Genomic DNA, 22808 nt, shown 5'->3' with positions numbered 1-22808 from the left:
TGTTTGGTGGGGGGGTTTTGGCCGCCCCGCGCGGCTAACCGCGGCGGCTGCGTACCGAACTGGCCGACACGCGCCGCGAGTTGGTCGCCACCAGTACGTTGCAGGAAGAGAACCGCCAGCTCAAGGCGCTGCTCAAGCTGCAGGAAACCGACAAGACCGCGCTCGCCAACGGTTACCTGCTCACCTCGACCTCGACCAGCAGCAAGCGCATCGCGCTGCTCAGTATTGGCCGCAACCTGGGCGTCGCCGCCGGCCAGCCGGTGCGCGGCGCCGACGGGCTGATCGGGCGAGTGCTCAGCAGTGGCCCCTCGGTGTCGCAAGTGCTGCTGCTTACCGACGTGGACAATATCGTGCCAGTGCGCCGCGCGCGCGACGGCCTGCCCGCGCTTGCCTATGGCCGCGGCAACGGCGATCTGGACATCCGCACCCTCAATATTGCCAACAACCCGTTCAAGCCCGGCGACATATTGGTCACATCGGGTTCCGGCGGGCTGTATCCGCCGAACATTCCGGTCGGGATCGTCGTGCGGCGGCAGGATGACGGCGCCCTCGCCCGCCCGCTCGCCGATCCAGGCAAGGTCGATGCGGTGTCGGTGCTGCGTCCGTACACGCCCGACAATATCGAGGCGCAGCGCGCGCCGCCCTCCCCACCCGCCCCGGTGCCGGATCCCGCGCCATGAACCAGACCGCCGCGCCGCGCCTCGGCGAGCCGGCATCGCTGTGGCGGATGCGGATCGTGCCGGTGGCGACGGTGATGCTTGCCTCGGCGTTGCCGCTGATGCTGCCACTTGTTGCCAACTCGCCGGTGCTGCCGCCGCTCGGCCTGCTGTTCTTTCTGTGCTGGCAATTGCTGCGCACCGAAATGTGGCCCGTGTGGATCGGCCTGCCGCTCGGGCTGTGGGACGATCTGTTCAGCGGCCAGCCGATCGGCACCGCGGTCGGGCTGTGGACGCTCGCCAGCATCGCGATCCATTATTCGTCGCAGCGCATCTATTGGCGCGGTTTCCTGCACGATTGGGTTATCGCTGCCTTGCTGATCGCGAGCATTCAGTCGCTCGCAGCGCTGATCGCGCACCCGGGCGCGGCGACCGGCCGCGTCCTTGGCTTGGTCGTGCCGCAAATCGTCATTTCCATTCTGCTTGTGCCATTGTTCATGCGCCTGACCGGCAAGTTTGACAATTTCCGACTGAAACGCCGATAGTTCCCCATGGCACGCGGCAAAAGCCCCCCCATTACCGAAGCCTGGCGCGGTATCACCTTCACCCGCCGCGCGCTCGTCGTCGGCGGTGCCCAAGCCGCGGTGGGCGTCGCGCTCGCGGCGCGCATGGCCTATATTTCGGTGGTCGACAACGACCGCTATGTGCTGGAATCGGAAAGCAACCGCGTCAACCTGACGCTGGTGCCGCCGCGCCGCGGTTGGATCGTCGATCGCAACGGCAAGGCGCTGGCCAACAACCGCGTATCGCTGCGCATCGACATCATTCCCGACCGATTGCACAATCGCGAGGTGGTGCTAGGGCAATTGCGTACCCTGTTGCAGCTCGACGGCGACACGATGGAGCGGATCAACCGTGACCTGAAGGCCGCTTCGGGATTCCAACCCGTCGCGGTCGCCGAAGACATGAGCGAGGCCGAATATGCCTCGATCCTCGTTCGCCTGCCGGAATTGCCCGGGATCGCGCCGCAGCGCGGCTTTGCGCGTAACTATCCGACCGGGGCCGCGGTCGGCCATCTGATCGGCTATGTCGGCGCTCCCAATGCCGAGGAATATCAAAAGGCCAAGGATCCGCTCTACATCACCCCCGGGTACCGGATCGGCAAGGATGGGCTGGAGAAATATTTCCAGCCGATGCTGAAAGGTAAACCCGGTGCGCGGCGTGTCGAGGTCACCGCGCGCGGCCGCGTGGTGCGCGACCTTGAAACCCAGCCTGATGTTCAGGGCAAGACAGTCCATCTGACGATCGATGCCGACCTGCAGGAATATGCCGCGCGCCGCATGGGCCGCGAATCGGGCGCCATCATCGTGATCGACTGCCTGAACGGCGACATCCTGTCGTTCGTCTCGATGCCGAGTTTTGACCCCAACAGTTTTTCGGACGGGATCAGCAACAATGAATATAGCTGGCTGCGCGCCGATGATCACCAACCGCTGATCAACAAGGCGACACGCGGCCTCTATCCCCCCGGTTCGACGCTGAAACCGATGGCCGCAATCGCCGCGATCGAGCATGGCGTCGATCCCAGCGAGCGGCATACGTGCATCGGCGGTTATCGGCTGGGTAACCGCTTTTTCCGCTGCCTTGGCACCCACGGCAGCATCGATATGCCGACGGCGATCATGAAAAGCTGCAACAGCTATTTCTACTGGCTCGCCCATAGGCTGGGCTATGACGCGATGGCGCCAACTGCAAAACTGCTGGGGCTGGGCGAGGAATTTCAGCTCGCAGGCAGCAACCAGCGCTATGGCACGATCCCCGACAGCGCATGGAAACAGAGCCGGTACGACCAGAAATGGACCGCGTCGGACTCGCTGAACGCGGTGATCGGCCAAGGTTATGTCAGCGTCAATCCGCTGCAACTGGCCGTCATGTCCGCACGCATCGCATCGGGGCGTCGGCTCTACCCGCGCCTGATCAACCGCGCGTTCCAGAACGAACCCCTGCCCTTTTCGCCCGAGGCGCTCGCCGTCGCACGCCAGGGCATGGACCTGGTCGTCAACGGCGCCGGCACCGCGGTGCGCAGCCGCCTGCCGCTCGACGGCATCACCATGGGTGGCAAGACCGGGACCGCACAGGTGCGCGGCCTCGCCTCTGGCTCGCGCGGGCAGAGCGGGGCATGGAAGTACCGCGACCATGGGCTGTTCGTCTGCTTCGCCCCGGTCGAGAACCCACGCTATGCGGCGTCGGTGGTGATCGAACATGGGATGGGCGGCTCGCGCGCGGCGGCGCCGATCGCCAAGGACATCTTCACCTTTCTCTACGACCGCGAGAAGGCGATGGAGGCGCTTGAGACGTTTGAGGGGGGCTGGGGCGGCACGATCAAGGAGCGGATGGACCGCGACTATGCCGCCTGGAAAGCGGGCGCGTCGAGCGACCCAAACCCGGAGCTGCCGCAATGATAGTCGTGCCGCCCGCCATCCAGCGTATCCCGTGGAAACTGATCGCGCTACTCAGCGCGATTACCGGCTTCGGCATCCTTGTGCTTTATTCGGCGGCGGGTGGCAGTTTCACGCCGTGGGCGATGCAGCAAACCGTGCGCTTTCTCGTCTTCCTGACCGCAGCGATGGTGATCGGGCGCTTTCCGCTCCGGATTTTCGAGGATTTCTCGTACATCGCCTACATCGGCGTGCTGGTGCTGCTGATCGCGGTCGAGCTGCTCGGCTTTGTCGGCGGCGGCAGCCAGCGCTGGCTGAACCTTGGTTTCATGAATTTGCAACCATCCGAGCTGATGAAGGTCACCATCGTGGTGGCGCTCGCGCGCTTTTACGCGCAACTGCCGCCTGGCAACACGCGCAGTTGGACGGCGCTCTGGCCCGCGCTGATTATGATCGGCCTGCCCACGGCGCTGGTCATGCTGCAACCCGACCTTGGCACCGCTCTGTCGATCTGTATTGGCGGCGTCGTGGTAATGTTCGTTGCGGGCCTGCCCTTCTGGTGGTTCGGCGGCACCGCGATCGCCGGGGCCGCGGCGCTCCCGATCCTGTTCTCGTTCCTCCACGACTATCAGCAAAAGCGGGTGCTGATCTTCCTCGACCCCGAAAGCGACCCGCTCGGCGCCGGCTATCATATCAGCCAGTCGAAGATCGCGATCGGCTCGGGCGGCGTCGGCGGCAAGGGGTTCCTCAACGGTTCGCAAAGCCATCTCGACTATCTACCCGAAGGTCACACCGACTTCATTTTTGCGACGATGGCCGAAGAATGGGGGCTGATCGGCGGGCTGGCGCTGATCTTCGGCTTCTTCCTGCTGCTTCGCTGGGGGACGCGCGTCGCCATCCGCGCGCGCACCCGCTTCGGTCAGCTGACCGCCGCGGGCCTGACCATGACGATTTTTTTCTACATCGCGGTCAATCTGATGATGGTGATGGGGCTGGCGCCCGTCGTTGGCATTCCCCTCCCCCTTTTCTCCTACGGCGGCTCGTCGATGCTCACGATCATGACCTGCGTCGGCATCATCCTCGCGATCGAAAACGACAGCAAAACCGGCACGCGCCGCTTTCATTGAGAAAAATCTTCGGCGCAGGCATTGCCATCCCCGTATCGGCATGATAGCGGGCCGCTCGCTTCGCAGCAAAGAGCCTTGCTCACCGCCGCAAAGCGCGCCGCAAACCGGCAGTGGACGCATATCTCAGTTGTTAGAGCAGATGACTCTTAATCATCGGGTACTAGGTTCGAGCCCTAGTGCGTCCACCATTTCTTTCAATGACTTGGATTTGGTTTTTTAGCGAGATCGGCCCCCTAGCGGATGGAGCGGTACTGCGTCCGGTCCGACGACAGTGCGGCTTATCCCGCAACGCATCGCGGCGGGAGAATTGCGCAAGCCAGTTGCGGATGCCAGAGCCTCTGCAATCATATCGGCAGCGAGGCCGTGCAACCTCCTTAGATCGCTGACGCCTCACCTGTGGTGACACCCGCTCAATGAAGCTCACGGCCGATCGGGTAGAGAAGATAGCGTTCGTCGTAATAGGGGGTGCGCGCGTAAAACCACGCCAGGCGGGCATTGCCGTCCGCAGCGAAGGATGGGTCGGCCGCCAGCCTCGCCTCGAACCCACGGCGCAGATCGGGATCATCGGCAAGCATGCGGTCGGCCAGCGGGGCGATCGCATAGCCTTCGATATATTCGGTGCGCTGCAGCGTGCCGGGAAAGAAATTCCACGCGAGCAGTGAGTCGGCGCTTTCGGGTTCGAGCATCGCGGCCGCGAGCAGGCCGAGAGGCTGGTCGGCGGGCACGCGGACCGACCCTGCGGCAAAAGTCTCACGGCGCTGTTCATGGCGATAGCCGGCGGCGCTGAGCGGCACATGGCCCTCGCTTGCGGCACCGAGTTTCGGATCGACCAGCCGCACCATGTCGAGCGTCATCTGGCGCGGCGCATCGAGGATCTCGAACGCAATACCATGATATTTCAGGCGCTCGATGACCTGCGGCGTCGTCGCGGGCACCAACCACGCCTTGGGCAAGGTCACCCGCTGATCGGGATCGCTGCCATACACCGACATCTTTTGCGTGACCGGCTTGCCGAGCCAGCGAATTTCGTCGCGCCCAGACGCGGCCGAGCGATAGCGGTCATGGGCGATACCTTTGAAATCGATCGTATAAAGCGGCTCCGTCCGCGCCTTCCACGTCACGACCATGTCGGGTGGTCGTTCGGCACGATCGTCGTCGATTGCGCCGCGCAGCGCCGCCCCCTCCTGCCCCGCCAGCCGCAGCGCCTCCTCCACCAGCACATAGGTGCCGAGCACGCGCTGGCGGTAAGGCTTCAACGAATGGGTCTCGACAAGGATCGTCGGCAGGCGCCGGAAATCACCATAGCCGGTCGAAAAGCGCGGCGTGTCGGGATCGTGACGAATGCCCTTATCGGGATCGCGGCTGTCGAGCGCACTGACATAGAGCCCCGGCGTGTGCCCGGCGCGCGTCAGCGCCGCATCCATCGCCGGACGCAGTCGCGTGTCGAGCCAGCGTCCGATCGCGGACGAATTGGCATAAAGCCCGCGCCAGCCGGCGAAAGCATAAGCGACGTCATATTGATGGTCGGTGCCGTCGGTGACGTGCAGGTCGACGTACAGCACTGGATCGAGCCGGTTGATGAGCGCCAGCATCGCCTGCATTTCGGGCGCGTCGGCCTTCAGATAGTCGCGGTTGAGGTTGAGGTTTTGCGCCGTTGTGCGTCAGCCCTTCGCTTGCGGACCGCGCTGGTTCGGCCGGTTCCACGGACTCGATCGTTCATGCCCGTCGGCGTTGAATATCGGCACGAATATCAGATCGACCCGGTCGAGCAGCGGTTGCTTTCCGCGATGCGCGATGTCGCGCAGCAACATCATGCCTGCGTCCTTGCCGTCGATCTCGCCCGAATGGATGCCCGCCTGGACGAGCAGCACCGGCTTGCCCGTGCCGCCCTTGCTCGCGCGGACAAAATAAAGCTCGCGGCCTTGCGCCGTAGTTCCAAAGCGCTCGATCGACATCAGCTGTGGCGCCGAAGCGACCAGCTTGTCGAGCCAGGCGCGCGTCGCCGTATAATCAGGCGTCTCGATGAAATCGGTCTGTTCCGCCGGCGTGATCCACGGATCATCTGCCGCGACGACCAGTTTTTCGCTCGCGCCGCTCCACGGCATAACCGGAGGCAATGGAGCAGATGGCTGAGCGATTGCCGGGGCAGCGATCAATGCCAGCGCGGCAGTCAATAATCGGATCATCGGACTTTTCTCCCGGCTTCCCGGCGCCGACGCTCCAAATCCGGGCCTCGACCTGGGTGCGGCGTAGTCGCCGTCGCTGAAACCTATGATGCTGCTTTCCCGGCATGTCACCTTGTATCCTGGCGACGCCAGCCACCCCGCGAAATCGGGGGCCCCGGGACGGAATCAAATTCTGCGCGAGGATGCTTGTTTTCGCCCCGGCACGCTGATAGACGCGCGCCTCGTTGCCGCTTTAGCTCAGTTGGTAGAGCACATCATTCGTAATGATGGGGTCACAGGTTCGAGTCCTGTAAGCGGCACCAGTTTTTGACCGTTTTCCGGTCGCTTTAACCTCGCAAAAAGCGCGGTTTTCTGACAGTTCTGGCACTTCACTTGTACCGGATCGGCTATAAAGGCTCCATCAATTCTATGCGATTTCCGAATGGGTCTGCTACATATCGGCGATTATAGCCAGGGAGAGGCTGATCTTCGACCGCTTCAAAACCTGCGTCGCTCAACCGTTGAATGAGGACAGTCAAATCCGTGACCATGAATGCCGGATGCGCTTTCCGGGCGGGTCGAAAATCCTTCTCAACGCCGAGATGCACTTTCAACGAACCGCGTTCGAACCAACATCCCCCTCTTGCCGCCAGATGCGGAGGTTTCTCGACCTCTGGAATTTCAAGAAGTTCAGCGTAAAAGCGGCGGGCGGCAGCTTCCCCTCCGAGAGGCATCGCAAGCTGGACATGGTTTAGGGCTTCAACCCGCACGGAGGCCTCCTAATCGTATCCATCTGACCGACAGCTTACAGTAGCGCGGACCGCGTTGTCGATGTCAACAACGGGTCGCTTGCTGCCATTCGAGGCCGATCTGGCGGCCACGACCGCTAACGACAGAATGGAAGCGGGTGTGCTGATCGAGCGCACAGGCTATCGCCGCAATCGCGTCTATGCCGCCGAGGCGGTGTTGGCGATCGTCAATCGACCGTTCGGTGCTGCTCCGGAATTCTTAAACGTTCAGCTACCTCTCCGGGTCTAAGCTTCATCGTTCGGACCCGGCGAATCTCTTATATTTTTTGCGGCTCATAACGCGATGTCGCGGCAGCGGCGTTGGTTGTCATTCGCCCGGCAAGGTGTTGGTCGACGAATAATCTTTGAACTTGTCCGTGAAGTTCGCGTGATAATCATCAACCTGCATTTCGGCATTGTCGGCGGCGTCCGCAGCAGAATCTCCACCTGCACGATTGGCGGCGGTGACCGCTGCTTTGAAGGCGTTTTGTTCGGTCTCGCACGCGGATTTTACCGACAGCGAGAACTCACCTTCGCCGACCTTTTCTTCAAGCTGCTTTTTCAGGTGATCTCGAAGGCACTTGGTGAAAGCGGCACGGGTGCTGTCTACGTTACCGGCCGGTGCGGGCGCCATAGCGGCTAAAAGAATTGAAGCGATAAGCATCCTGCGACTCCCCAATTGCAGTTTTGTTGTAGAGTTGAATCTAGCTCAGCTCTGTCAAAAAGGGGAGCAGCATTTTGCGGGGTCTGATCGTTCTTTTCGTTACCTCGCCAAACGATTGCAACTTTCGGGCAGTCTGCGCGCGGATTCAGGATTCATCGCGCGCGGTGTGCCGATTGATCGTGCGCAGCATTCCGAGGTCGTGTCCCCGTCGTGGTGTAGCTTCCGCCAATAGCGAAGCTACACCACGACCGGAGACACGACCTTTCATGTTCTTCGAGCCGCGAAAGAACATCTCTGGCAAGGGTTCTGCCGGATGGTACGGTCATGCAGAGTCTGCCGAATAGCAGTCGATATTATTTATTCTGAACGGGCAGCAAAAGATGCCACGAAGAAAATGCTTAATAGCGTCCTGAGAGCAGAGTGCCAGCGTTCGGAACCTTGGTAGGCAAACCGAGGCGTTTCAGCATCTGGTGCGCTGTGCAAATGGCTGCAGAAACGACTGGCAGACCGATCGCATCTTCTATCTTCTGAACGGAAGGCAGTGACGGCATCTGCACACACGCGGAGAGGACGAGGGCGTCGACACCCGTGAGATCGAGACGCTTATAATGTTCGAGCAAGTTGGCGGGGTTCTGCGCGGCCACTTCGAGATTATCGGGTATCTCAAGGGCCAGCCAGTCCGACACTTTAACCCCTTCCTTCTCGATATAGCTCACGACCATCTGAGTTAGCGGCTTCATATACGGCGCGACGAGCGCAATGCGCGTCGCGCCCAATGTCGCCAGTCCCTCGACCAAGGCGCCAGCGCTTGTGACGACAGGCGCCGAATAACCGTTTTCGACCGTGCGCTGATGGAGCCGAGCCTCGGAGACACGGTGATATCCCTCTCCCATGCTCATGATTGCGACGAGGCAAGCATAGCCAAGAACGTCGACCGCCGCGTCGGAAAGCTCGAGGGCACAGCGATCGGAATCGCCGTCCATTGCCGCGAGTTCTTCCTTCGTCACCTTCTTCATCCGCATGCGGGACGAGTGAAAGGTAAAGCGTTCGGGCGCGATGGCCTCGCGCGCACGAAGCAGCGCCGGAATTTCGGTTTCCATCGTGACGTTCGAGCTGGGCACGATCTGCCCGATGCGGATTGGCCTTATCATCACCTGCCCCTCAGACCGCGACGATCGGGTTGCGCAGCGTACCGATGCCCTCGATGGTGCATTCGACAACGTCGCCCGGCCACATGAATTCCTGCGGATCGCGCCCCGCACCGACACCCGCGGGGGTGCCAGTGGCGATGATGTCGCCAGGTTCGAGCGTCATGACGCTCGAAATGTCCGCTATCAGCTGGGGCACGTTGAAGAGCATGAAGCGCGTGTTGCTGTTCTGCTTTTCGACGCCGTTCAGATGGGTGCGGATGCTGAGGTTGTGCGGATCGCCGATCTCGTCGGCAGTGACGATGCATGGCCCCATCGGCGCGAAGCTGTCCTGTCCCTTCGAGACGATCCACTGCCCGGCGCGGCGGCAGTCGCGCGCCGACACATCGTTGATCACAGTATAGCCGAACACATGGTTCAGCGCGTCAGTCTCGGCGACATGGCGCGCGGTGCTGCCGATAATCACCGCCAGCTCGGTTTCCCAGTCGAGCTGCTGCGTCACCTTCGCGTTGTGGCGGATCGGGTCGTTCCACGCGACCACCGCAGTCGGTGGCTTTGAGAAGATCACCGGTTGCTTCGGAAGCTCATTCGACGTGTCGAGCGAGCGTGCGGATTCAGCAACATGCTCGGTATAGTTAAGGCCGATACCGAAAATATTCTTGCGCGGCCGCGGGATCGGCGCGAGCAAGGCGACATTGCCCGTGGGAAGCGAGGTGCCCACCAGATCGGCGGCGGTTGCCGTCGCAACGGCGTCCTTGAGGAAGCGGACGGCGATTGGCCCGAGATCGATGAAATCGAGCATCGTCCATGGCAGGTCGTGGTCGATGGCGTCGCCGAAATATTCGACGTCGATCACGAGGCCGTCGTGAAGAAGGCCGAGTCGGGGTTCGGTTTCGGCCGTGCGATAGGTCACGAAGCGCATAGTCTGTCCTGTCTGCTGCTAATTACGCCGGCTGATGGCCGCCATGGTCGGGATAGGCTTCCTCGATCCGGACGCCGAGCGCCTCCATCACGGGGAAATCGTTGAACGAGAAAAGAAACGCCTCATCAGACGCGTCAAGATTGACATGCTCGTGCCAGGTCCAGGCCGGCACACAGAAAATATCGTGCGTTTCCCAGTGGAAGCGCTTCCCGCCAATGATCGAATAGCCGCGCCCGGACGCGACATTGTAGACGACGTTCCCGGTGTGACGGTGGGCTTTTCCACTGAATCCGGGCTTGAGCATCTGCATATGCGCGCCCATCGTCTGGAGCGCCCAGCCGCCCGTTATCGGGTTCGAATAGCGCACCATATGCCCGTCGAACGGCGTGCCCTCGGAAACCTTGGCGAGATTCCACAGCGCGTCGCGCGTCGGCTCCCAGCGATAAACCATCACCGGCGAATAAGGCTTGTCCCATGCGCCGATGCCCTCGGGCCGCAGCGACCCGCCGCCGTAGCTCAGCGGCAGGTCGTCTGTTGGATAAGCCGCCGTCTGCGCGGGCTGATCATAGACCGCGTAGAAATTGGTCTCGAGGCTGTTCATCAGCGGGATGTCGAGTCCGTCCTGCCAGATCGACACATCACCATCGGAGACGACGCCATGGTCGTGCCAGCAGCCGCCCGGCGTGAGCACATAATCATTGGCGCCCAAGGTGATGTGGTGGCCGTCGACGACGGTATAGGCCCCCTTCCCCTCCATGATGAAGCGATGCGCCGAAGCGGTGTGGCGGTGCGCGGGCGTGACCTCACCGGGGCGCATCGCCTGCATTCCGCTGAACAGCCAGCCGCAGACCGCGGTGTTCTCTCGCCCCGCGTCGCTGTCGTTGAGGAGGGTAACGACGCGGCGCCCTGCTTCTTCGGGCTTCACCAGATCGAGCGCGCGCAGGCACATCGCGCGCATATCAGCGTAAGGCCATAGCGTCGGGCGATAACGACTTTCGGGCTCCCACGGCTCGATCGCGTTGGCGCGCTTCCAGAAGGCGCCGGCGTTCTGCCCGGCGAGTTCGTCGTAAAAGGCTTCGAGTTCGGGAGTATCGGTAACGCGCGCGCGGCCAAGCACGTCGTCGCGCGGATCGATGTTCGTAGAATGGCCCGTCATGACGGATTCTCCTCGTCCGAACCGGACGCAGGCTGCGGCAGGTCCATAAAATGGGTCGACGCGCGGGGGGTTCGGTCGACCGTCAGATTGAAGATGTCGAAGCGGTTATAGCCGCCGATGATGTCGTGCATCAGCTTGGGGCGGATGCAGTCGCCAAGGTCGATATCGGCATAGACGATGCCTTCGTCGTCGATCAGCGGCTCGCCGACCAGATTGCCATGCGGGTCGATGACGCCCGACCAGGCGCTGTTCGGGCGCGACAGCAGTTCGCGGTTCTGCGGGCGGCCCTCGGACATCGCCTCGATGATCTCCTCGCTCACCGCCGAGCAGGCGACGATCGTGAAAACCTTGCCCTCGAAGCTGTGCGCGGTGGCGCGGATCTTGATCGCCTCGGCCATATTGTACGACGCGGGCGCGACAGGGAGCGCGATATAATTGGCGACATGGACGAGCTCACCCTGTGCCAGCAAAGCAAAGCGCGCGAGCGTGTTGGTATTCTCGCCGCACGCAAGCGTCCCAAGCGGCCCGACGGGTGTGTCATAGACGCGGATCGAGCTGCCGTCGCCGCCCGCCCATGTGAGCTTTTCGGCCCAGGTCGGCACCAGCTTGCGGTGGCGGCCGAGCAAGTTGCCGTCGGCGCCGATGATCAGGTTGCTATTGTAGAGCGTGCCGACGCTGACCGGATCGCGCTCGTTGATCCCGATAACAACAATGCAGCCATGGTCGCGCGCCGCGGCGCAGAGTGCGGCGACCTCGGGGCCGTCGACGAGCACCGACGCGCGGTAGAGGCGCTCGTGCCATTCGGCCCCCTCGATCGGCGTCATCAGCCAGTTCCAATAGGGATAAGCCGAAATGAACACCTCGGGGAAGGCAACCAGCTTCGCGCCATTGCGCGCGGCCTCGACGATCAGCGCACACGCCTTTTCGATCGAGCGCTCTGTGTCGAGGAAGACCGGCGCGGCCTGTACAGCCGCCACTTTCGACTTCGGAAGAAAGGGTGATGAAACCTCGCTCATGTGACAGCCGCCCGGCGCTGATATTCGGGCTTGTTCCACGCCTCGAGCGCGCAAACTTCGGTCAGCCGTTCGACTGTGGCGACGATATCGCGGTATCGCAGGTAGAGCGGCGTAAGTCCGAAACGCAGGACGTCCGGCGCACGGAAGTCTGCGACGACATCATATTCCTTGAGCGCCTGCACGATCTGGTAGCCCTGCGGGTGTGCATAGGCGACCTGACTGCCGCGAGCCGCGGGATCGCGCTCGCTGACGAGCGAGAAGCCGTAACGGTCGCAGAGCGGTTCCATCAACTGCATAAACAAGTCGCCGAGCCGCAATGATTTGCGGCGGACATCGGCCATGTTCGCCTCGAGCAGCAGATCGACTCCCGTTTCGAGGGCCGCGAGGCCGAGTACCGGTGGCGTCCCGCAGAGAAAACGATCGATCCCCGGGGCCGGATCGTAGTCCTCTTCGAAGGAGAAGGGCCTGGCGTGGCCAAACCAGCCCGACAAGACGGGCGTTGCCGTCTGATGCCGCTTTGCCGCGAAAAGATAGGCTGGTGCTCCGGGACCACCATTAAGGAACTTGTAGCCGCATCCGATGGCGAAGTCAGCGTTCGCCCCATTGAGATCGACGTCAATAGCGCCGGCGCTGTGGCTGAGATCCCAGACGACCAGCGCTCCCACGTCGTGCGCCCGGCGCGTAATTTCGGCCATGTCACGCACTCGGCCCGATTTGTAGTGCACCTGTGTCAGCAGCAGCACCGCGACACTCTCGTCGAGCGCATCAATCACCTGCTCGGGCGCCACGGTCAACGCTTTGACCCTGCCGTCCGAGAACGCCTCAATGCCCTGCATCATGTACACGTCGGTCGGAAAATTCGTCTGTTCGGACAATATTGTGGATCGATCCGGCCGCAGCGACAGCGCGGCCGTGAGGGCCTTAAAGATGTTAACCGAGGTGGAATCGGTCGAGATAATCTCCCCCGGATTGGCGCCGAGAAGCACGGCAAGCTTGTCACCGATCCTTGCTGGCGCTGTCGACCATTCAGCTCCGAGCCACGAGGTGATCAGGCCCTCGCCCCACTCTTGCGCAACGACTTCGGCGATGCGGCCCGGCGTAGCTTTAGGCAATGCACCCAAAGAATTCCCATCAAGATAGATTAGCCCTGTGCGGAGCTGGAAGCGACCGCGGAAGCGGGCCAGCGGATCCGATGCGTCAAGTTCGAGGACTTCTGTAAACATGTCGGTCGGATTCATGGCAATTCCCTCAAAATGGCGCGCACCGGGCTAGCGTCAGCCCCGATGATGCGCAGGGGCAGCGCGACAAGTTCGTACCGGCCGGGCGGCACGTCATCGAGCACGAGTCCCTCCAAGATTCGCATGTCGGCGGCCTTGACCGCATGGTGCGCCTCGAGCGTCTTCGACTGCTCGGGATCGAGCGAGGCGGCGTCGGTGCCAATCAGTCGCACCCCCAGCGACCCGAGCCGCGCGATCACATCGCTGGCAATCGCGGTGAAATCCGAGTCCCATTGGTCATGCGGAAACTGCTCATAGGTCCGCAGCAGCACGCGCGCTGAACCAGCAATCGCATTCCAGTCGATATCGCCGACCTCAACCCGCCCGCGCGCATGACGAACATCAAGCACCACGCACGGCCCGATATAGGCACCCAGATCGCAGTCGGCCGACGAAGCGCCCTCAATGGCATAGTGGAGCGGTGCGTCGCCATGCGTGCCCGCATGCAGCGGGGTGAACATGCCCCCGACATTGACCGGGCAGCCGTTGCCGATCACCGCATGGCTGTGAAGCGCGAAGGCCGGCTCGCCCGGCCACACCGGAACCGCGGCGTGAAGCGGCTGAGAAATGTCCCAGATCCGGCTCATGCAACCTTGCCTTCGGCATAGTCGCCACCCTCGCGCGGCGCGACCATCTCGGTCCGCATTGACCAGAGTTCGGGAAAGAAGCTGAGGCTCAGGGCCTTGACGAGATAATTGACCCCCGAGGAGCCGCCGGTGCCCGGCTTATGTCCGATCACGCGCGCGACAGTCTTCATGTGCTTGAAGCGCCATTCCTGGAAATAATATTCAAGCGCGGTGACCTTCTCGGCGAGCGCGTAAAGATCCCAGTGATTGTCAGGATCAGAATAGATCGCTAGCCACGCCTTCTCGACCGCTTCCGACGCTTCATACGGCTTGGTCCAGTCGCGGTCCAAATGATCGGCTGGGATCACGAAGCCGCGGCGCGCGAGCAGTCGCAGCAACTCGTCGTAAAGCGACGGCGCCTCAAACGTGACACGCAGGCGTGCGGTGGCCACGTCGTCGTCCCTGTGAACGATCATCATGTCTTCGCGCTTGTTGCCAAGCAGATACTCGAGTTCGCGATATTGCTGCGACTGGAACCCCGACGCGCGGCGCAGGAAACCGCGAAAGGTCAGAAAGTCGTGCGGGGTCAGCGTCGCGAGCACTTCCCAGCTGTGGATCATATGGCGCTGGATCGTCGCGATTCGGTCGAGCCCCTTGCCCGCGATCGCGAGCCGGTCGGCCTTGATCGCGTCATAGACGAGGCGCCCTTCATGCAGCACCAGCTTGATCCACAATTCCATCGTCTGGTGCATGATAATGAACAGCATCTCGTCCGGCTTGTCCGACACCGGCACCTGCGCCGACAAGAGCTGCGCGGTCTGCAGGTGCCGCGCATAGGTCAGGCCATTGTCCCACTGGATCGTCTCGCCGTCGATTTCGGTTTCGAAGATATCGGTGCTGCCGTCGCTTGTCTGTCTGATCATCGAACCACATCCTCGCCCATGAAAGCCGGGCCCGTCCGGACCTGCTGCAGCGGCCCAGTATAAGCGCGATCGCCGGGGAAAGAAGCGCCGGGGTCGATCACGGCTTCGCCCGCAATCCTGCGATATATTGCAGCAAAGTCGGCGTCCTCGGTGGCTTGCAGAAGGTCCTCGAAACTGTTTACGACGAAATAGATCCGTTGAAATTCGTCGAAATGATATTGGGTGCGCATCACGCGCTCGATATCCAGCCAAATCCGGCGGGGCTCGGTCGAGGTGAGCGACCGGAGCGTCTCGGCGTAGCTCGAAAGAATGCCGCCGCCGAAGGCGCGCAGTTCACCAGCCTCCAGAACCAGCCCAAACTCCGTCGTATACAGCCAAAGCCGGCCAAGAAAATCAGACGCGCCAAGCTTCTCAGCGCGCAGGCCTGCCTGACCGTAAGCGACTAGGAATTCCGAAAATGCCGGATTGGTGAGCATTGGGACGTGACCAAATATGTCATGAAACATGTCCGGCTCTTCGCTGTAGCCGATCTGCTCGGGCGGACGGAGGAAGTTGGCGGCCGGAAAGCGCCGGTTGGTAAGATGCTCGAAGAAAGGCTCGTTGGGTATCCAACCGGGAACGGCCACGATTTCCCACCCCGTCGCAGCCTTCAGTCGGCGATTGAGAAGCGCAAAATTCGGAACCCCTGGCTCCAACGAGCGCAGGATATCGAGGCCCTGCAGAAAATCTTCACAAGCGTACCCTTCGAGGGCGCAGCACTGCTGCTCAAACAGGGTTCGCCACGTCGCATGCTGGGCGGCTGAAACACCGGCCCAGTCTTGGGTCATCGTCCAGTCGGCCGCCACACCATGAGGCGGCGAGTCATATATATGTGTTGCAACCACTGCGGCCTCCCCTCGTCAGAGAAGCATAGTTTCCATCTGAACGAACATTGTTCGTAATTTCCCCCGGACCCTAAATAACATCGGCAAAATGTTCTGCAAATTTTGTCCTAATCTGAGTTTCGTGCTTCGCAGTTGCCGCATTGCTCGGCGATTGGGAGATGTTGGCGAATCATCGCAGAACGGCTAATCCGGTCGGACTGGCAGGTTGCGCAGCGCGGCTTTGCCCCATTTAATGCAAAGGTCGAGAGAACGAGGTATGAGCGAGACAGTCCTCCATGGCTATTGGCGCTCAAGCGCAGCATATCGAGTTCGCATCGCGCTAAATTGGAAAAACGTGGCATATCGCCAAGTGACCCATGATCTTCGTGCGGGAGCGCAACGCGACCCTGCCTATCTCGCCATTGCACCCCACGGGCTGGTGCCGGCAATCGAACATGGTGGGCGGATCTTGATTGAAAGCCCAGCGATTCTTGAGTGGATCGAAACGATTTGGGCCGAACCGCCACTGCTTCCTTCGTCGCCCGCTCAAGTCGCCACTGTCAGAACTATCGCAGCCCTCATCGGGTGCGACATCCATCCGCTCAACAATTTGCGCGTTCTCGATCGTCTGCGCAGTCAGTTTGACGCCAGCAACGCACAAGTGAAAAGCTGGATCGCACACTGGATAGCCGAAGGTTTCGCTGCCACGGAACAGTTGATCGCCGGTAGCGGCGGAACTTTTGCAGTCGGCAACACGCCCACGCTTGCCGACTGTTATCTCGTTCCTCAGGTTTACAACGCGCAGCGCTATAACGTCGACCTCACTCCCTATCCGCGCATACTAGCAGCAGCCGAAGCCGCGCAAGCGCTCCCCGAATTCGCCGCCGCCCATCCTGAGGCCCAACCCGATTTCACCTAAGGCGTCACTCCGCCATTCTCAGAGGTAGGCAATATGGACAGAATCGATTGGAAAATCGTCGATGCACTGGAGCAGAACGGACGCCAGTCCTTCGCCGAACTCGGGGAGGCTGTCAGTCTTTCCAAATCCCCTTGTTGGTCCCGCGTCCGGGGTCTTGAGGCTAAAGGAATTATCGAGGGCTACGCTGCACGCCTCGACCCCTTCGCATTAGGCCTCGAAGTGCAGAGTTTCGTCGAGGTTCGCATCAGCCTCGACGCGCATACCGAGTTTGAGGCCGCGGTGATGGCGCACCCGGCCGTCGTCGAGTGCCACACGACTGCGGGCGACAGCGACTATATGCTGAAGATCTTCGCACGGTCGGTCGATCATCTCGACGAGTTGCTCCGCCACGATCTCTCCAAGCTGCCAGGCGTGCATCGGCTCGCGACAGTCGTATGTCTGAAAACCATCAAGCGGCAAGGCGGCCTCGCCGAATGGGCTCGTACAACCGAAAAGCTGCGGCGGTGATTTTCTCTGGACTGCTTTCGTCAGCACGATGCACTTGCCGTAGGTCGGTTTAGGATGCGGGCTCATTGACCGTCACAGTCAGACGAGGGCGGTTGCGGTGATGGCGATGGCAGAGAAGAAGCCTTCGAGCACCTTTCATAGCGCGCTGCGACGCGGCGCCAGTCCTTGTGGCGGCCGAGCATAGAACGATGCGGCGACGGCGTTTGTAGCGGCGTTTGTCGTATTTGGAGGTCTTAATCCGGGATTTCCGACTGGATTTGCAAGGGGATAACGCCTTTTTCCTGAAGGCATCACGGAATAACTCGGCATCATAGCTCGGGTATAACCTCGGTAGGCCAGCATCCATTGCGCTTTGGGCAGGCTTTCGAGCAACGCTCCTCCCCAATCCATGCGGCGACGTCGCCGATTCCATCAGGCCGCAAGTTCTAGGCGAGCCGCGGTCAATGACGTGCTCAATCCTCAAAGCCGTCGATCCTTCGTGCGAGCGCCACGTCGCGCGGTGACACCCCGTCGACGTCGTGCGTGGTCAGCCAGATATCGAGCCGGTTATAAACATTTGCCCACTCGGGATGATGGTCGATCTTCTCCGCGGCGATGGCGATCCGCGCCATCAATCCGAAAACCGCCGCAAAATCCGCAAGCTCCACGCGCCGGTGGAGGGCGCGCCGCCCGGAGTCGTAAGACCAGCGGGGCAGCCGCGCCAGTTCCACTTCAATCTCGACGGCCGTTAGCCGCCGCACTTGTCTTTCATGCGCCATTGGACACCTCGAGGCTGGCACCATTGACGGCGCGCGAGGCTGGTGAAGCAAGAAATTGGATGGCATCGGCAATCGCCGCGGGGCTCGTCCATGCTGCGAAGTCGGCCTCCGGCATGTCGGTGCGATTGAGGGGCGTGTCAATAATTGACGGCAGTATACAGTTTACGCGAATTCGGCGCGGGGCGAGTTCCTTTGCGAGCGCTTCACACAGTCGCGCGACGCCAGCCTTGGCGGCGGCATAGGGCGCCATGCCCGCGCCTGCCGGCTGTGCCGAGGATGCCCCGACCGCGACGATCGCGGCATCATCTTCGAGATGCGGACGTGCTGCCTGGATAGTCGAAACGGCGGCCTCGATGTTCGCCGAATAGAGCGTTCGCCAATCGGCGAGAGTGGTGTCGCCGACCAGCTTCCATTCGAAGCCACCCACAAGATGGACGAGAGCATCGATGCTGCCGAGCCATTTTGCGGCGCCCCCGATCGCCTTTAACGCCTCTTCAGGGTCAGCCAGGTCAGCCGCCCGGATCCACGTGCGGTCAGGCCGCTGCTTGCCCTCGATCAAGTCGACGAGCGCGACGCGCGAACCCACCTCGCACAGTCGATCGGCGACGGCTTCGCCGAGCGCGCCGGCAGCTCCAGTGACGATGATATTCATATGAGTCCCTTCAGCTTGTAGCGATCCACTTGTGGTACTGGCCACCGGCGGGCGTAGTGGGCGCTGCCCCCACCGCTCAATCTGTCACGACGATGCCGCGGCAGGGGCCGAAGCCGATCGGAACAAAACCCTTTGCTTCGAAGCGACCGGCGATCACAATCTCGTCGCCATCCTCGATAAAGCGCCGCTCTTCGCCAGTCGGCAAGATCACCGGATCCCGTCCCCCGGCGGTGAGTTCGAGAAGACTGCCAAAGCTTGCGCGATCGGGACCCGAAATCGTGCCGGTGCCGAGCAAGTCGCCGGGATTGAGGTTGCAGCCGCCGACGCTGTGGTGTGCGACCATCTGTGCGATCGTCCAATACATATGCGTCGCCGACCCGCTGCTCAGGCGATGAGGCGCAAGCCTCTCGTTACGCATTCGCTGCGAGGCGATGGTCACTTCCAGCCGGGCAGCGATCCCGCCCGTCGCCTGATCGTTCGCGTCCCAAAGGTAGGGCAGCGGATCGGGATCGCCTTCGGGACGTGGTGGTTGCGCGACGCGAAACGGCGCGAGCGCTTCGGCGGTGACAATCCAAGGTGACACGGTTGTGAGGAAGTTTTTCGCGAGGAAGGGCCCGAGCGGCTGATATTCCCATGCCTGAAAGTCGCGCGCCGACCAGTCATTGAGGAGCGTCAGGCCCGCGATATGATCGGCCGCCGAGCCGATCGCGATCGGCTCGCCGAGTATATTGCCCCGCCCGATCCAGACGCCGAGTTCGAGCTCATAATCCAGCCGCCCCGACCGACCGAACAACGGCTCGTCCCGATCGGGCGCGCGGCGCTGACCCGATGGCCGGCGCACCTTCGCACCCGAGACCGCGACCGACGACGCTCGGCCATGATAGCCGATCGGCACATGCTTGTAGTTGGGGAGCAGTGGATTGTCGGGGCGAAAGAGCCGTCCGACATTGGTAGCATGGTGAATCCCGACATAGAAATCGGAATAGTCCCCGATGCGCGCCGGCAGTTGAAGCGTTGCCTGCGCCGCATCGTAGAGCATTGGCTGCACCGCAACGCGATGCGCAGAATCCGACAGCAACCGCGAAACCTCGCGCCGAAGTGCGCGCCGCGGCCCGGCACCCAACGCCAGCAAGGGATTGAGCGCCTGGCCTGCCGCTGTTTGTGCCGCGATCCTGGCCTCGCCATTGAGCAGCCCGCTCATTGCGAGCGCCGCGAGGTCGAGGATCATATCGCCGATTGCAATGCCGCCACGCGGCCCCTTTCCCGGCGGCGAGAAGACGCCAAGCGGCAAATTCTGGATCGGGAAATCCGGATGACCATTCGCTGAGGCGACCCAGCTCCCCAGAGCAGGATCGTGTGTCTCGTCGATCGCCAACGTCTTGGGCTCAGTCATCGGGAGGTTGCTGCACAGGTGAAGGCTTCGTTCCCAGATAAGGCGCGCAAGCAGCAACGAAGCGATTGACCGTCGCCTCGCCGAGGCCTGCGATATTGATGCGACCGTTGCCTGCCATGTAGATGCCATGGTCGGCACGCAGCGCCGTGACCGCGGCAGGACCGAGAGGCAGCATGGCGAACATACCTTGCTGGCGGCCGAGCGGTGCAAACCGCGGGTTGGCGGCAGCCAGCCGCTCCCTGAGATCGGCGATCCGCGCAGCCATGGCGCCTAGTTCCGCTTCCCAGTCGGCACGCAGTTCGGGGGTGTCGAGAATAAGGCGCACCACCGCCGCCCCATGATCGGGAGGCATCGACCAGTTGATGCGCGCCAGCGCATAAAGGTTGGAGCGCACCGCATCGACTTGGCTAGTCGGCGCCTTGACCCAGATCGCCCCGACGCGATCGCGGTAGAGGCCGAAATTCTTGTCACAACTATAGGCGACGATCGCCGCGGGCACGCTCTCGACGAGCAGCCGCACCCCGGCGACGTCGGTTTCGATATCCTGTCCTAAGCCGTGATAGGCGAGGTCGACAAAGGGCAGCAGGCCGCGCTCGGCGCACAACGCCGCAATCGCCTGCCACTCGGACAGGCTGAAGGAAACGCCCGTCGGATTGTGACAGCAGCCGTGAAGGAGCAGGATATCGCCTGGTTTTGCCGCTCCCAGGTCGATCATCATCGCGGCGAAATCCAGGTCGGATTCCTCGGGATCGAAGAAGCGATGCGGGCGCACCGCCAGCCCCGCTCCCGCCAGCAATGGGACATGATTGGCCCACGTCGGCGTGCCCACCCAGATGCTGCGGCCCGGCGCCGCGCGCGCGAGCAGTTCGGCCCCGAGCCGGAGCGCCCCGGTTCCGCCTGGTGTCTGCAAACCGACCAGATCGCGTGAACCGCCGGTGCGTCGCCCAAGCGCCAGCTCGGCGAGGAGCTCCGTGAAACGGACATCGCCTTCCGGACCGAGATAGGATTTGCTCAGCTGGGTCTGGGCGAGCCACAGTTCGGCTTCCTTCACCGCCGCGAACACGGGGGTCGCACCGGTGGCATCGCGGAACACGCCGACCCCGACGTCAATCTTGGTCGGTCGCGGATCGGCAGCATGCAGGCCAATGAGCGCGAGCAGCGCATCGGGCGCTTCGGCTTTCAGCGTCGAGAAAATCGTGCCGTCGAGGGCCACACTGGTAAGCTCGCCGCTCAAGCCGCCGCCGCCTTGCCGGTCGCATAATCCTGCGTGCCCTGCGTGAAGACCCTGTCACCGGGGAGCAGTGTGTCCGTTGCGTAGGCACGCGCGTCGGCGAGGTCCGCGTAGAGCGGCGCGAAATCGGTATTCAGCGTCTGGCTCAGCAGATCCTCGAAACTGTCGATCACGAAGTAGCTTTGTTGATAATCGTCGATCCGATAATCGGTCTGCATCAGCCGCTTCAGGTTGAAGCCGATGCGATTGGGCGACGCATCGTCGAGGGCAAAAATCGACTCGCCATAGGAAGAGACGATACCGGCCCCGTAGATGCGCAGGCCATCAGCCGCCTGGATCAGGCCGAATTCAACCGTGTACCAGTAGAGGCGGGCGAGATTTTCCAGGCCCCCATGGCGCAGCGCTCGCTGCCCGCCTCTGCCATAAGCCTCCATATAGTCGGCGAACACCGGGTTCGCGAGCAGTGGCACATGGCCGAAGACATCGTGGAAGATGTCCGGTTCCTGCAAATAGTCGAGCTGTTCGGGGGTGCGGATGAAGTTCCCCGACACAAACCGGCGGTTTGCCAAATGGTCGAAAAAGACATCGTCGGGAACCAGGCCCGGCACGGCAACCACCTGCCAGCCGGTCGCTTTCGTCAGGCGCTCGTTGAGTTCCTCGAAATTGGGGATGCCTGGCTTCGAGAGCCTGAGGATATCGAGGCCGTCCAAAAACTCGGGCGCGACGCGGCCCACGAGCATCTTCGCTTGCCGGTCGAACAGCCGGTCCCACATCGCATGCTCGGCAGAAGAATAATTCTCCCATCCTTGCCGGACCGTCCAGTCTTCTCCCGCCCCTTCAGGGCGCTGTATGTTCTCGCTTGCCATGCGGGCTTTTTTCCACATTCGCTGCGAAAATTCATTTCAAACTGATCGATATATCGATATATTCTGAAAAGAATGATTCAGATTTCCATAGAATATGAAACATATTTATGATTGACCCGATTGATCGCCGCATTCTTGCAGAATTGCAGGCCGATGCATCGCTCAGCAATGCCGAGCTCGCCGAACGTGTCGGAAGTTCCGCGCCGTCCTGCTGGCGGCGTGTGAAGGCTCTGGAGACTGCCGGGATCCTTGGCCCCGCAGTCCGCCTCCTCGATGCCGCAAAGGTCGATTGCGGCGTCAGTGTCATCTGCAATATCCGAATGCGAAGCCACGCGAGCGACAGTACTTGCGCCTTCGAAGCCTTCGTGCATAGCCGCCCCGAGATCATGGACTGCTATTCGATGTCTGGCGACTGGGATTATCTTTTGCGGATCGTGGCGCCGGACGTCGCCGGCTATGAGCGCTTCCTGATGCGTGTTCTCCTCGGGCATCCCAGCGTCGCCACCGCGTCGTCCCACTTCGCTCTGTCCCAGACAAAATATAGCACGCGGCTCCCGCTTTAATATTCTCGCGCTTCGAACGGACATTGATCTCAGCCCCAACCGAGGAGGCGGCGTTGGTCGTCGCACGGATCGCTCCGCGGAAAGGTTCTGACATCGATGTAAAGCGAGCTGGAGCGCACTGCGTCGAGCTTGAACGTCCGCAGCCATAGGCAGAGCATCGGCTCCTTCCACTGAGGAGTCGGCGGACCACAGCTTGGGCGCGGATCGGTC

At 61.9% G+C, this 22808-nt stretch carries 25 protein-coding genes, 2 tRNA genes and 1 pseudogene; 10 read left to right on the top strand and 18 right to left on the bottom strand.

Features of this window, described 5'->3' with window-relative positions:
• The first annotated feature begins 80 nt into the window (after window positions 1–80).
• The 5 genes from mreC (at window position 81) to K0M74_RS09900 (ending at window position 4409) form a co-directional block, all read left to right on the top strand.
• Window positions 81–680, top strand: a complete 600-nt coding sequence (gene mreC / locus K0M74_RS09920) for a rod shape-determining protein MreC (RefSeq protein ID WP_293971291.1) — start codon at window positions 81–83, stop codon at window positions 678–680.
• A complete protein-coding gene (locus K0M74_RS09915) occupies window positions 677–1201 on the top strand; it encodes a rod shape-determining protein MreD (protein WP_293971289.1) in 525 nt (174 codons plus the stop codon). The genes mreC and K0M74_RS09915 overlap by 4 nt, the downstream gene beginning before the upstream one ends.
• Before the next feature lie 6 nt (window positions 1202–1207).
• On the top strand, window positions 1208–3118 hold the full coding sequence (gene mrdA, locus K0M74_RS09910) for a penicillin-binding protein 2 (protein ID WP_293971287.1): 1911 nt from the start codon (window positions 1208–1210) through the stop codon (window positions 3116–3118).
• Complete coding sequence (rodA, locus tag K0M74_RS09905) at window positions 3115–4221, top strand: rod shape-determining protein RodA (RefSeq protein ID WP_293971284.1); 1107 nt, start codon at window positions 3115–3117, stop codon at window positions 4219–4221. Before mrdA ends, rodA begins: the two co-directional genes overlap by 4 nt.
• Before the next feature lie 112 nt (window positions 4222–4333).
• Window positions 4334–4409: transfer RNA gene (locus tag K0M74_RS09900), tRNA-Lys, on the top strand.
• 222 nt (window positions 4410–4631) lie between these two features.
• Here the strand turns inward: K0M74_RS09900 and K0M74_RS09895 are convergent.
• Together K0M74_RS09895 and K0M74_RS09890 are read right to left on the bottom strand one after the other, a co-directional pair.
• Window positions 4632–5822, bottom strand: coding sequence for a hypothetical protein (locus K0M74_RS09895; protein ID WP_293971282.1), 1191 nt, complete (start codon window positions 5820–5822; stop codon window positions 4632–4634).
• A gap of 60 nt (window positions 5823–5882) precedes the next feature.
• Window positions 5883–6407, bottom strand: coding sequence for a M14 family zinc carboxypeptidase (locus K0M74_RS09890; RefSeq protein ID WP_293971280.1), 525 nt, complete (start codon window positions 6405–6407; stop codon window positions 5883–5885).
• A 226-nt stretch (window positions 6408–6633) separates the two neighbouring features.
• Between K0M74_RS09890 and K0M74_RS09885 the strand changes: the two genes are divergently transcribed.
• Window positions 6634–6709: transfer RNA gene (locus K0M74_RS09885), tRNA-Thr, on the top strand.
• A gap of 84 nt (window positions 6710–6793) precedes the next feature.
• On the opposite strand, the gene K0M74_RS09880 is transcribed toward K0M74_RS09885, so the two are convergent.
• Window positions 6794–7156: a VOC family protein gene (locus K0M74_RS09880; RefSeq protein WP_293971278.1), complete on the bottom strand. Its 363-nt coding sequence runs from the start codon at window positions 7154–7156 to the stop codon at window positions 6794–6796.
• 79 nt (window positions 7157–7235) lie between these two features.
• Here K0M74_RS09880 and K0M74_RS09875 point away from each other — a divergent pair, with 79 nt between their 5' ends.
• A complete protein-coding gene (locus K0M74_RS09875) occupies window positions 7236–7424 on the top strand; it encodes a hypothetical protein (protein WP_293971276.1) in 189 nt (62 codons plus the stop codon).
• 78 nt (window positions 7425–7502) lie between these two features.
• Here the strand turns inward: K0M74_RS09875 and K0M74_RS09870 are convergent, their stop codons facing one another.
• The 9 genes from K0M74_RS09870 to phhA (K0M74_RS09830) all read right to left on the bottom strand — a co-directional run bounded on the left by K0M74_RS09870 (window position 7503) and on the right by phhA (K0M74_RS09830) (window position 15691).
• A complete protein-coding gene (locus K0M74_RS09870; protein WP_293971274.1) occupies window positions 7503–7838 on the bottom strand; it encodes a hypothetical protein in 336 nt (111 codons plus the stop codon).
• Between the two features lie 398 nt (window positions 7839–8236).
• Window positions 8237–8938 (bottom strand): Asp/Glu racemase, encoded by a 702-nt coding sequence (locus tag K0M74_RS09865; protein ID WP_293971272.1) that lies wholly within the window; start codon window positions 8936–8938, stop codon window positions 8237–8239.
• A 61-nt stretch (window positions 8939–8999) separates the two neighbouring features.
• Complete coding sequence (locus tag K0M74_RS09860; protein ID WP_293971270.1) at window positions 9000–9908, bottom strand: fumarylacetoacetate hydrolase family protein; 909 nt, start codon at window positions 9906–9908, stop codon at window positions 9000–9002.
• Between the two features lie 22 nt (window positions 9909–9930).
• The gene (locus tag K0M74_RS09855) at window positions 9931–11064 is read right to left on the bottom strand and encodes a cupin domain-containing protein (RefSeq protein WP_293971268.1); all 1134 of its coding nucleotides are present in this window, start codon (window positions 11062–11064) and stop codon (window positions 9931–9933) included.
• A complete protein-coding gene (locus K0M74_RS09850) occupies window positions 11061–12080 on the bottom strand; it encodes a carbon-nitrogen hydrolase family protein (RefSeq protein ID WP_293971266.1) in 1020 nt (339 codons plus the stop codon). The genes K0M74_RS09855 and K0M74_RS09850 overlap by 4 nt, the downstream gene beginning before the upstream one ends.
• Complete coding sequence (gene kynU, locus K0M74_RS09845; RefSeq protein WP_293971264.1) at window positions 12077–13318, bottom strand: kynureninase; 1242 nt, start codon at window positions 13316–13318, stop codon at window positions 12077–12079. Before kynU ends, K0M74_RS09850 begins: the two co-directional genes overlap by 4 nt.
• Window positions 13315–13944, bottom strand: a complete 630-nt coding sequence (gene kynB, locus K0M74_RS09840; protein WP_293971262.1) for an arylformamidase — start codon at window positions 13942–13944, stop codon at window positions 13315–13317. Before kynB ends, kynU begins: the two co-directional genes overlap by 4 nt.
• Window positions 13941–14846, bottom strand: a complete 906-nt coding sequence (locus K0M74_RS09835) for a tryptophan 2,3-dioxygenase family protein (protein ID WP_293971260.1) — start codon at window positions 14844–14846, stop codon at window positions 13941–13943. Before K0M74_RS09835 ends, kynB begins: the two co-directional genes overlap by 4 nt.
• Window positions 14843–15691 (bottom strand): phenylalanine 4-monooxygenase, encoded by an 849-nt coding sequence (gene phhA, locus K0M74_RS09830; protein WP_293971257.1) that lies wholly within the window; start codon window positions 15689–15691, stop codon window positions 14843–14845. The genes K0M74_RS09835 and phhA (K0M74_RS09830) overlap by 4 nt, the downstream gene beginning before the upstream one ends.
• A 295-nt stretch (window positions 15692–15986) precedes the next feature.
• On the opposite strand from phhA (K0M74_RS09830), the gene maiA reads away from it, so the two are divergent.
• Together maiA and K0M74_RS09820 are read left to right on the top strand one after the other, a co-directional pair.
• Entirely contained in the window at window positions 15987–16628 is a 642-nt protein-coding gene (gene maiA, locus K0M74_RS09825; RefSeq protein ID WP_293971254.1) for a maleylacetoacetate isomerase, read from the top strand.
• A 33-nt stretch (window positions 16629–16661) separates the two neighbouring features.
• A complete protein-coding gene (locus K0M74_RS09820; protein ID WP_293971251.1) occupies window positions 16662–17135 on the top strand; it encodes an Lrp/AsnC family transcriptional regulator in 474 nt (157 codons plus the stop codon).
• A 78-nt stretch (window positions 17136–17213) separates the two neighbouring features.
• Here the strand turns inward: K0M74_RS09820 and K0M74_RS09815 are convergent.
• The 6 genes and pseudogenes from K0M74_RS09815 to phhA (K0M74_RS09790) form a co-directional block, all read right to left on the bottom strand.
• A pseudogene (locus K0M74_RS09815) lies at window positions 17214–17522 on the bottom strand (IS5/IS1182 family transposase); the annotation flags it as partial.
• A gap of 65 nt (window positions 17523–17587) precedes the next feature.
• Complete coding sequence (locus tag K0M74_RS09810) at window positions 17588–17893, bottom strand: 4a-hydroxytetrahydrobiopterin dehydratase (protein ID WP_293971248.1); 306 nt, start codon at window positions 17891–17893, stop codon at window positions 17588–17590.
• Complete coding sequence (locus K0M74_RS09805; protein ID WP_293971246.1) at window positions 17883–18545, bottom strand: SDR family oxidoreductase; 663 nt, start codon at window positions 18543–18545, stop codon at window positions 17883–17885. The genes K0M74_RS09810 and K0M74_RS09805 overlap by 11 nt, the downstream gene beginning before the upstream one ends.
• Before the next feature lie 76 nt (window positions 18546–18621).
• Window positions 18622–19938: a fumarylacetoacetase gene (fahA, locus tag K0M74_RS09800; RefSeq protein WP_293971243.1), complete on the bottom strand. Its 1317-nt coding sequence runs from the start codon at window positions 19936–19938 to the stop codon at window positions 18622–18624.
• A complete protein-coding gene (locus K0M74_RS09795; RefSeq protein WP_293971240.1) occupies window positions 19931–21172 on the bottom strand; it encodes an amino acid aminotransferase in 1242 nt (413 codons plus the stop codon). The genes fahA and K0M74_RS09795 overlap by 8 nt, the downstream gene beginning before the upstream one ends.
• Window positions 21169–22035, bottom strand: a complete 867-nt coding sequence (gene phhA / locus K0M74_RS09790; protein ID WP_293971297.1) for a phenylalanine 4-monooxygenase — start codon at window positions 22033–22035, stop codon at window positions 21169–21171. The genes K0M74_RS09795 and phhA (K0M74_RS09790) overlap by 4 nt, the downstream gene beginning before the upstream one ends.
• Window positions 22036–22142: 107 nt before the next feature.
• On the opposite strand from phhA (K0M74_RS09790), the gene K0M74_RS09785 reads away from it, so the two are divergent.
• Window positions 22143–22598: an Lrp/AsnC family transcriptional regulator gene (locus tag K0M74_RS09785; protein ID WP_293971237.1), complete on the top strand. Its 456-nt coding sequence runs from the start codon at window positions 22143–22145 to the stop codon at window positions 22596–22598.
• The last annotated feature ends 210 nt before the right edge of the window (window positions 22599–22808 follow it).

The sequence above is a fragment of the Sphingopyxis sp. genome (assembly GCF_019459305.1).
Taxonomy (GTDB): domain Bacteria; phylum Pseudomonadota; class Alphaproteobacteria; order Sphingomonadales; family Sphingomonadaceae; genus Sphingopyxis.
Note: the sequence above shows the minus strand (reverse complement) of the source record. Positions and strands in the feature narration are given on the sequence as shown.

What these genes read in the sequence shown, in the direction of transcription:
- rodA (WP_293971284.1), top strand. Translation starts at nt 3,115, where the DNA reads ATGATAGTCGTGCCGCCCGCCATCCAGCGTATCCCGTGGAAACTGATC.
- K0M74_RS09865 (WP_293971272.1), bottom strand. Translation starts at nt 8,938, where the DNA reads ATGGAAACCGAAATTCCGGCGCTGCTTCGTGCGCGCGAGGCCATCGCG.
- K0M74_RS09810 (WP_293971248.1), bottom strand. Translation starts at nt 17,893, where the DNA reads ATGGCGCATGAAAGACAAGTGCGGCGGCTAACGGCCGTCGAGATTGAA.
- K0M74_RS09915 (WP_293971289.1), top strand. Translation starts at nt 677, where the DNA reads ATGAACCAGACCGCCGCGCCGCGCCTCGGCGAGCCGGCATCGCTGTGG.
- K0M74_RS09850 (WP_293971266.1), bottom strand. Translation starts at nt 12,080, where the DNA reads ATGAGCGAGGTTTCATCACCCTTTCTTCCGAAGTCGAAAGTGGCGGCT.
- K0M74_RS09835 (WP_293971260.1), bottom strand. Translation starts at nt 14,846, where the DNA reads ATGATCAGACAGACAAGCGACGGCAGCACCGATATCTTCGAAACCGAA.
- maiA (WP_293971254.1), top strand. Translation starts at nt 15,987, where the DNA reads ATGAGCGAGACAGTCCTCCATGGCTATTGGCGCTCAAGCGCAGCATAT.
- K0M74_RS09870 (WP_293971274.1), bottom strand. Translation starts at nt 7,838, where the DNA reads ATGCTTATCGCTTCAATTCTTTTAGCCGCTATGGCGCCCGCACCGGCC.
- kynU (WP_293971264.1), bottom strand. Translation starts at nt 13,318, where the DNA reads ATGAATCCGACCGACATGTTTACAGAAGTCCTCGAACTTGACGCATCG.
- K0M74_RS09855 (WP_293971268.1), bottom strand. Translation starts at nt 11,064, where the DNA reads ATGACGGGCCATTCTACGAACATCGATCCGCGCGACGACGTGCTTGGC.
- K0M74_RS09895 (WP_293971282.1), bottom strand. Translation starts at nt 5,822, where the DNA reads ATGCAGGCGATGCTGGCGCTCATCAACCGGCTCGATCCAGTGCTGTAC.
- phhA (WP_293971297.1), bottom strand. Translation starts at nt 22,035, where the DNA reads ATGGCAAGCGAGAACATACAGCGCCCTGAAGGGGCGGGAGAAGACTGG.
- K0M74_RS09890 (WP_293971280.1), bottom strand. Translation starts at nt 6,407, where the DNA reads ATGATCCGATTATTGACTGCCGCGCTGGCATTGATCGCTGCCCCGGCA.
- kynB (WP_293971262.1), bottom strand. Translation starts at nt 13,944, where the DNA reads ATGAGCCGGATCTGGGACATTTCTCAGCCGCTTCACGCCGCGGTTCCG.
- K0M74_RS09860 (WP_293971270.1), bottom strand. Translation starts at nt 9,908, where the DNA reads ATGCGCTTCGTGACCTATCGCACGGCCGAAACCGAACCCCGACTCGGC.
- K0M74_RS09805 (WP_293971246.1), bottom strand. Translation starts at nt 18,545, where the DNA reads ATGAATATCATCGTCACTGGAGCTGCCGGCGCGCTCGGCGAAGCCGTC.
- mrdA (WP_293971287.1), top strand. Translation starts at nt 1,208, where the DNA reads ATGGCACGCGGCAAAAGCCCCCCCATTACCGAAGCCTGGCGCGGTATC.
- K0M74_RS09785 (WP_293971237.1), top strand. Translation starts at nt 22,143, where the DNA reads ATGATTGACCCGATTGATCGCCGCATTCTTGCAGAATTGCAGGCCGAT.
- K0M74_RS09820 (WP_293971251.1), top strand. Translation starts at nt 16,662, where the DNA reads ATGGACAGAATCGATTGGAAAATCGTCGATGCACTGGAGCAGAACGGA.
- fahA (WP_293971243.1), bottom strand. Translation starts at nt 19,938, where the DNA reads ATGACTGAGCCCAAGACGTTGGCGATCGACGAGACACACGATCCTGCT.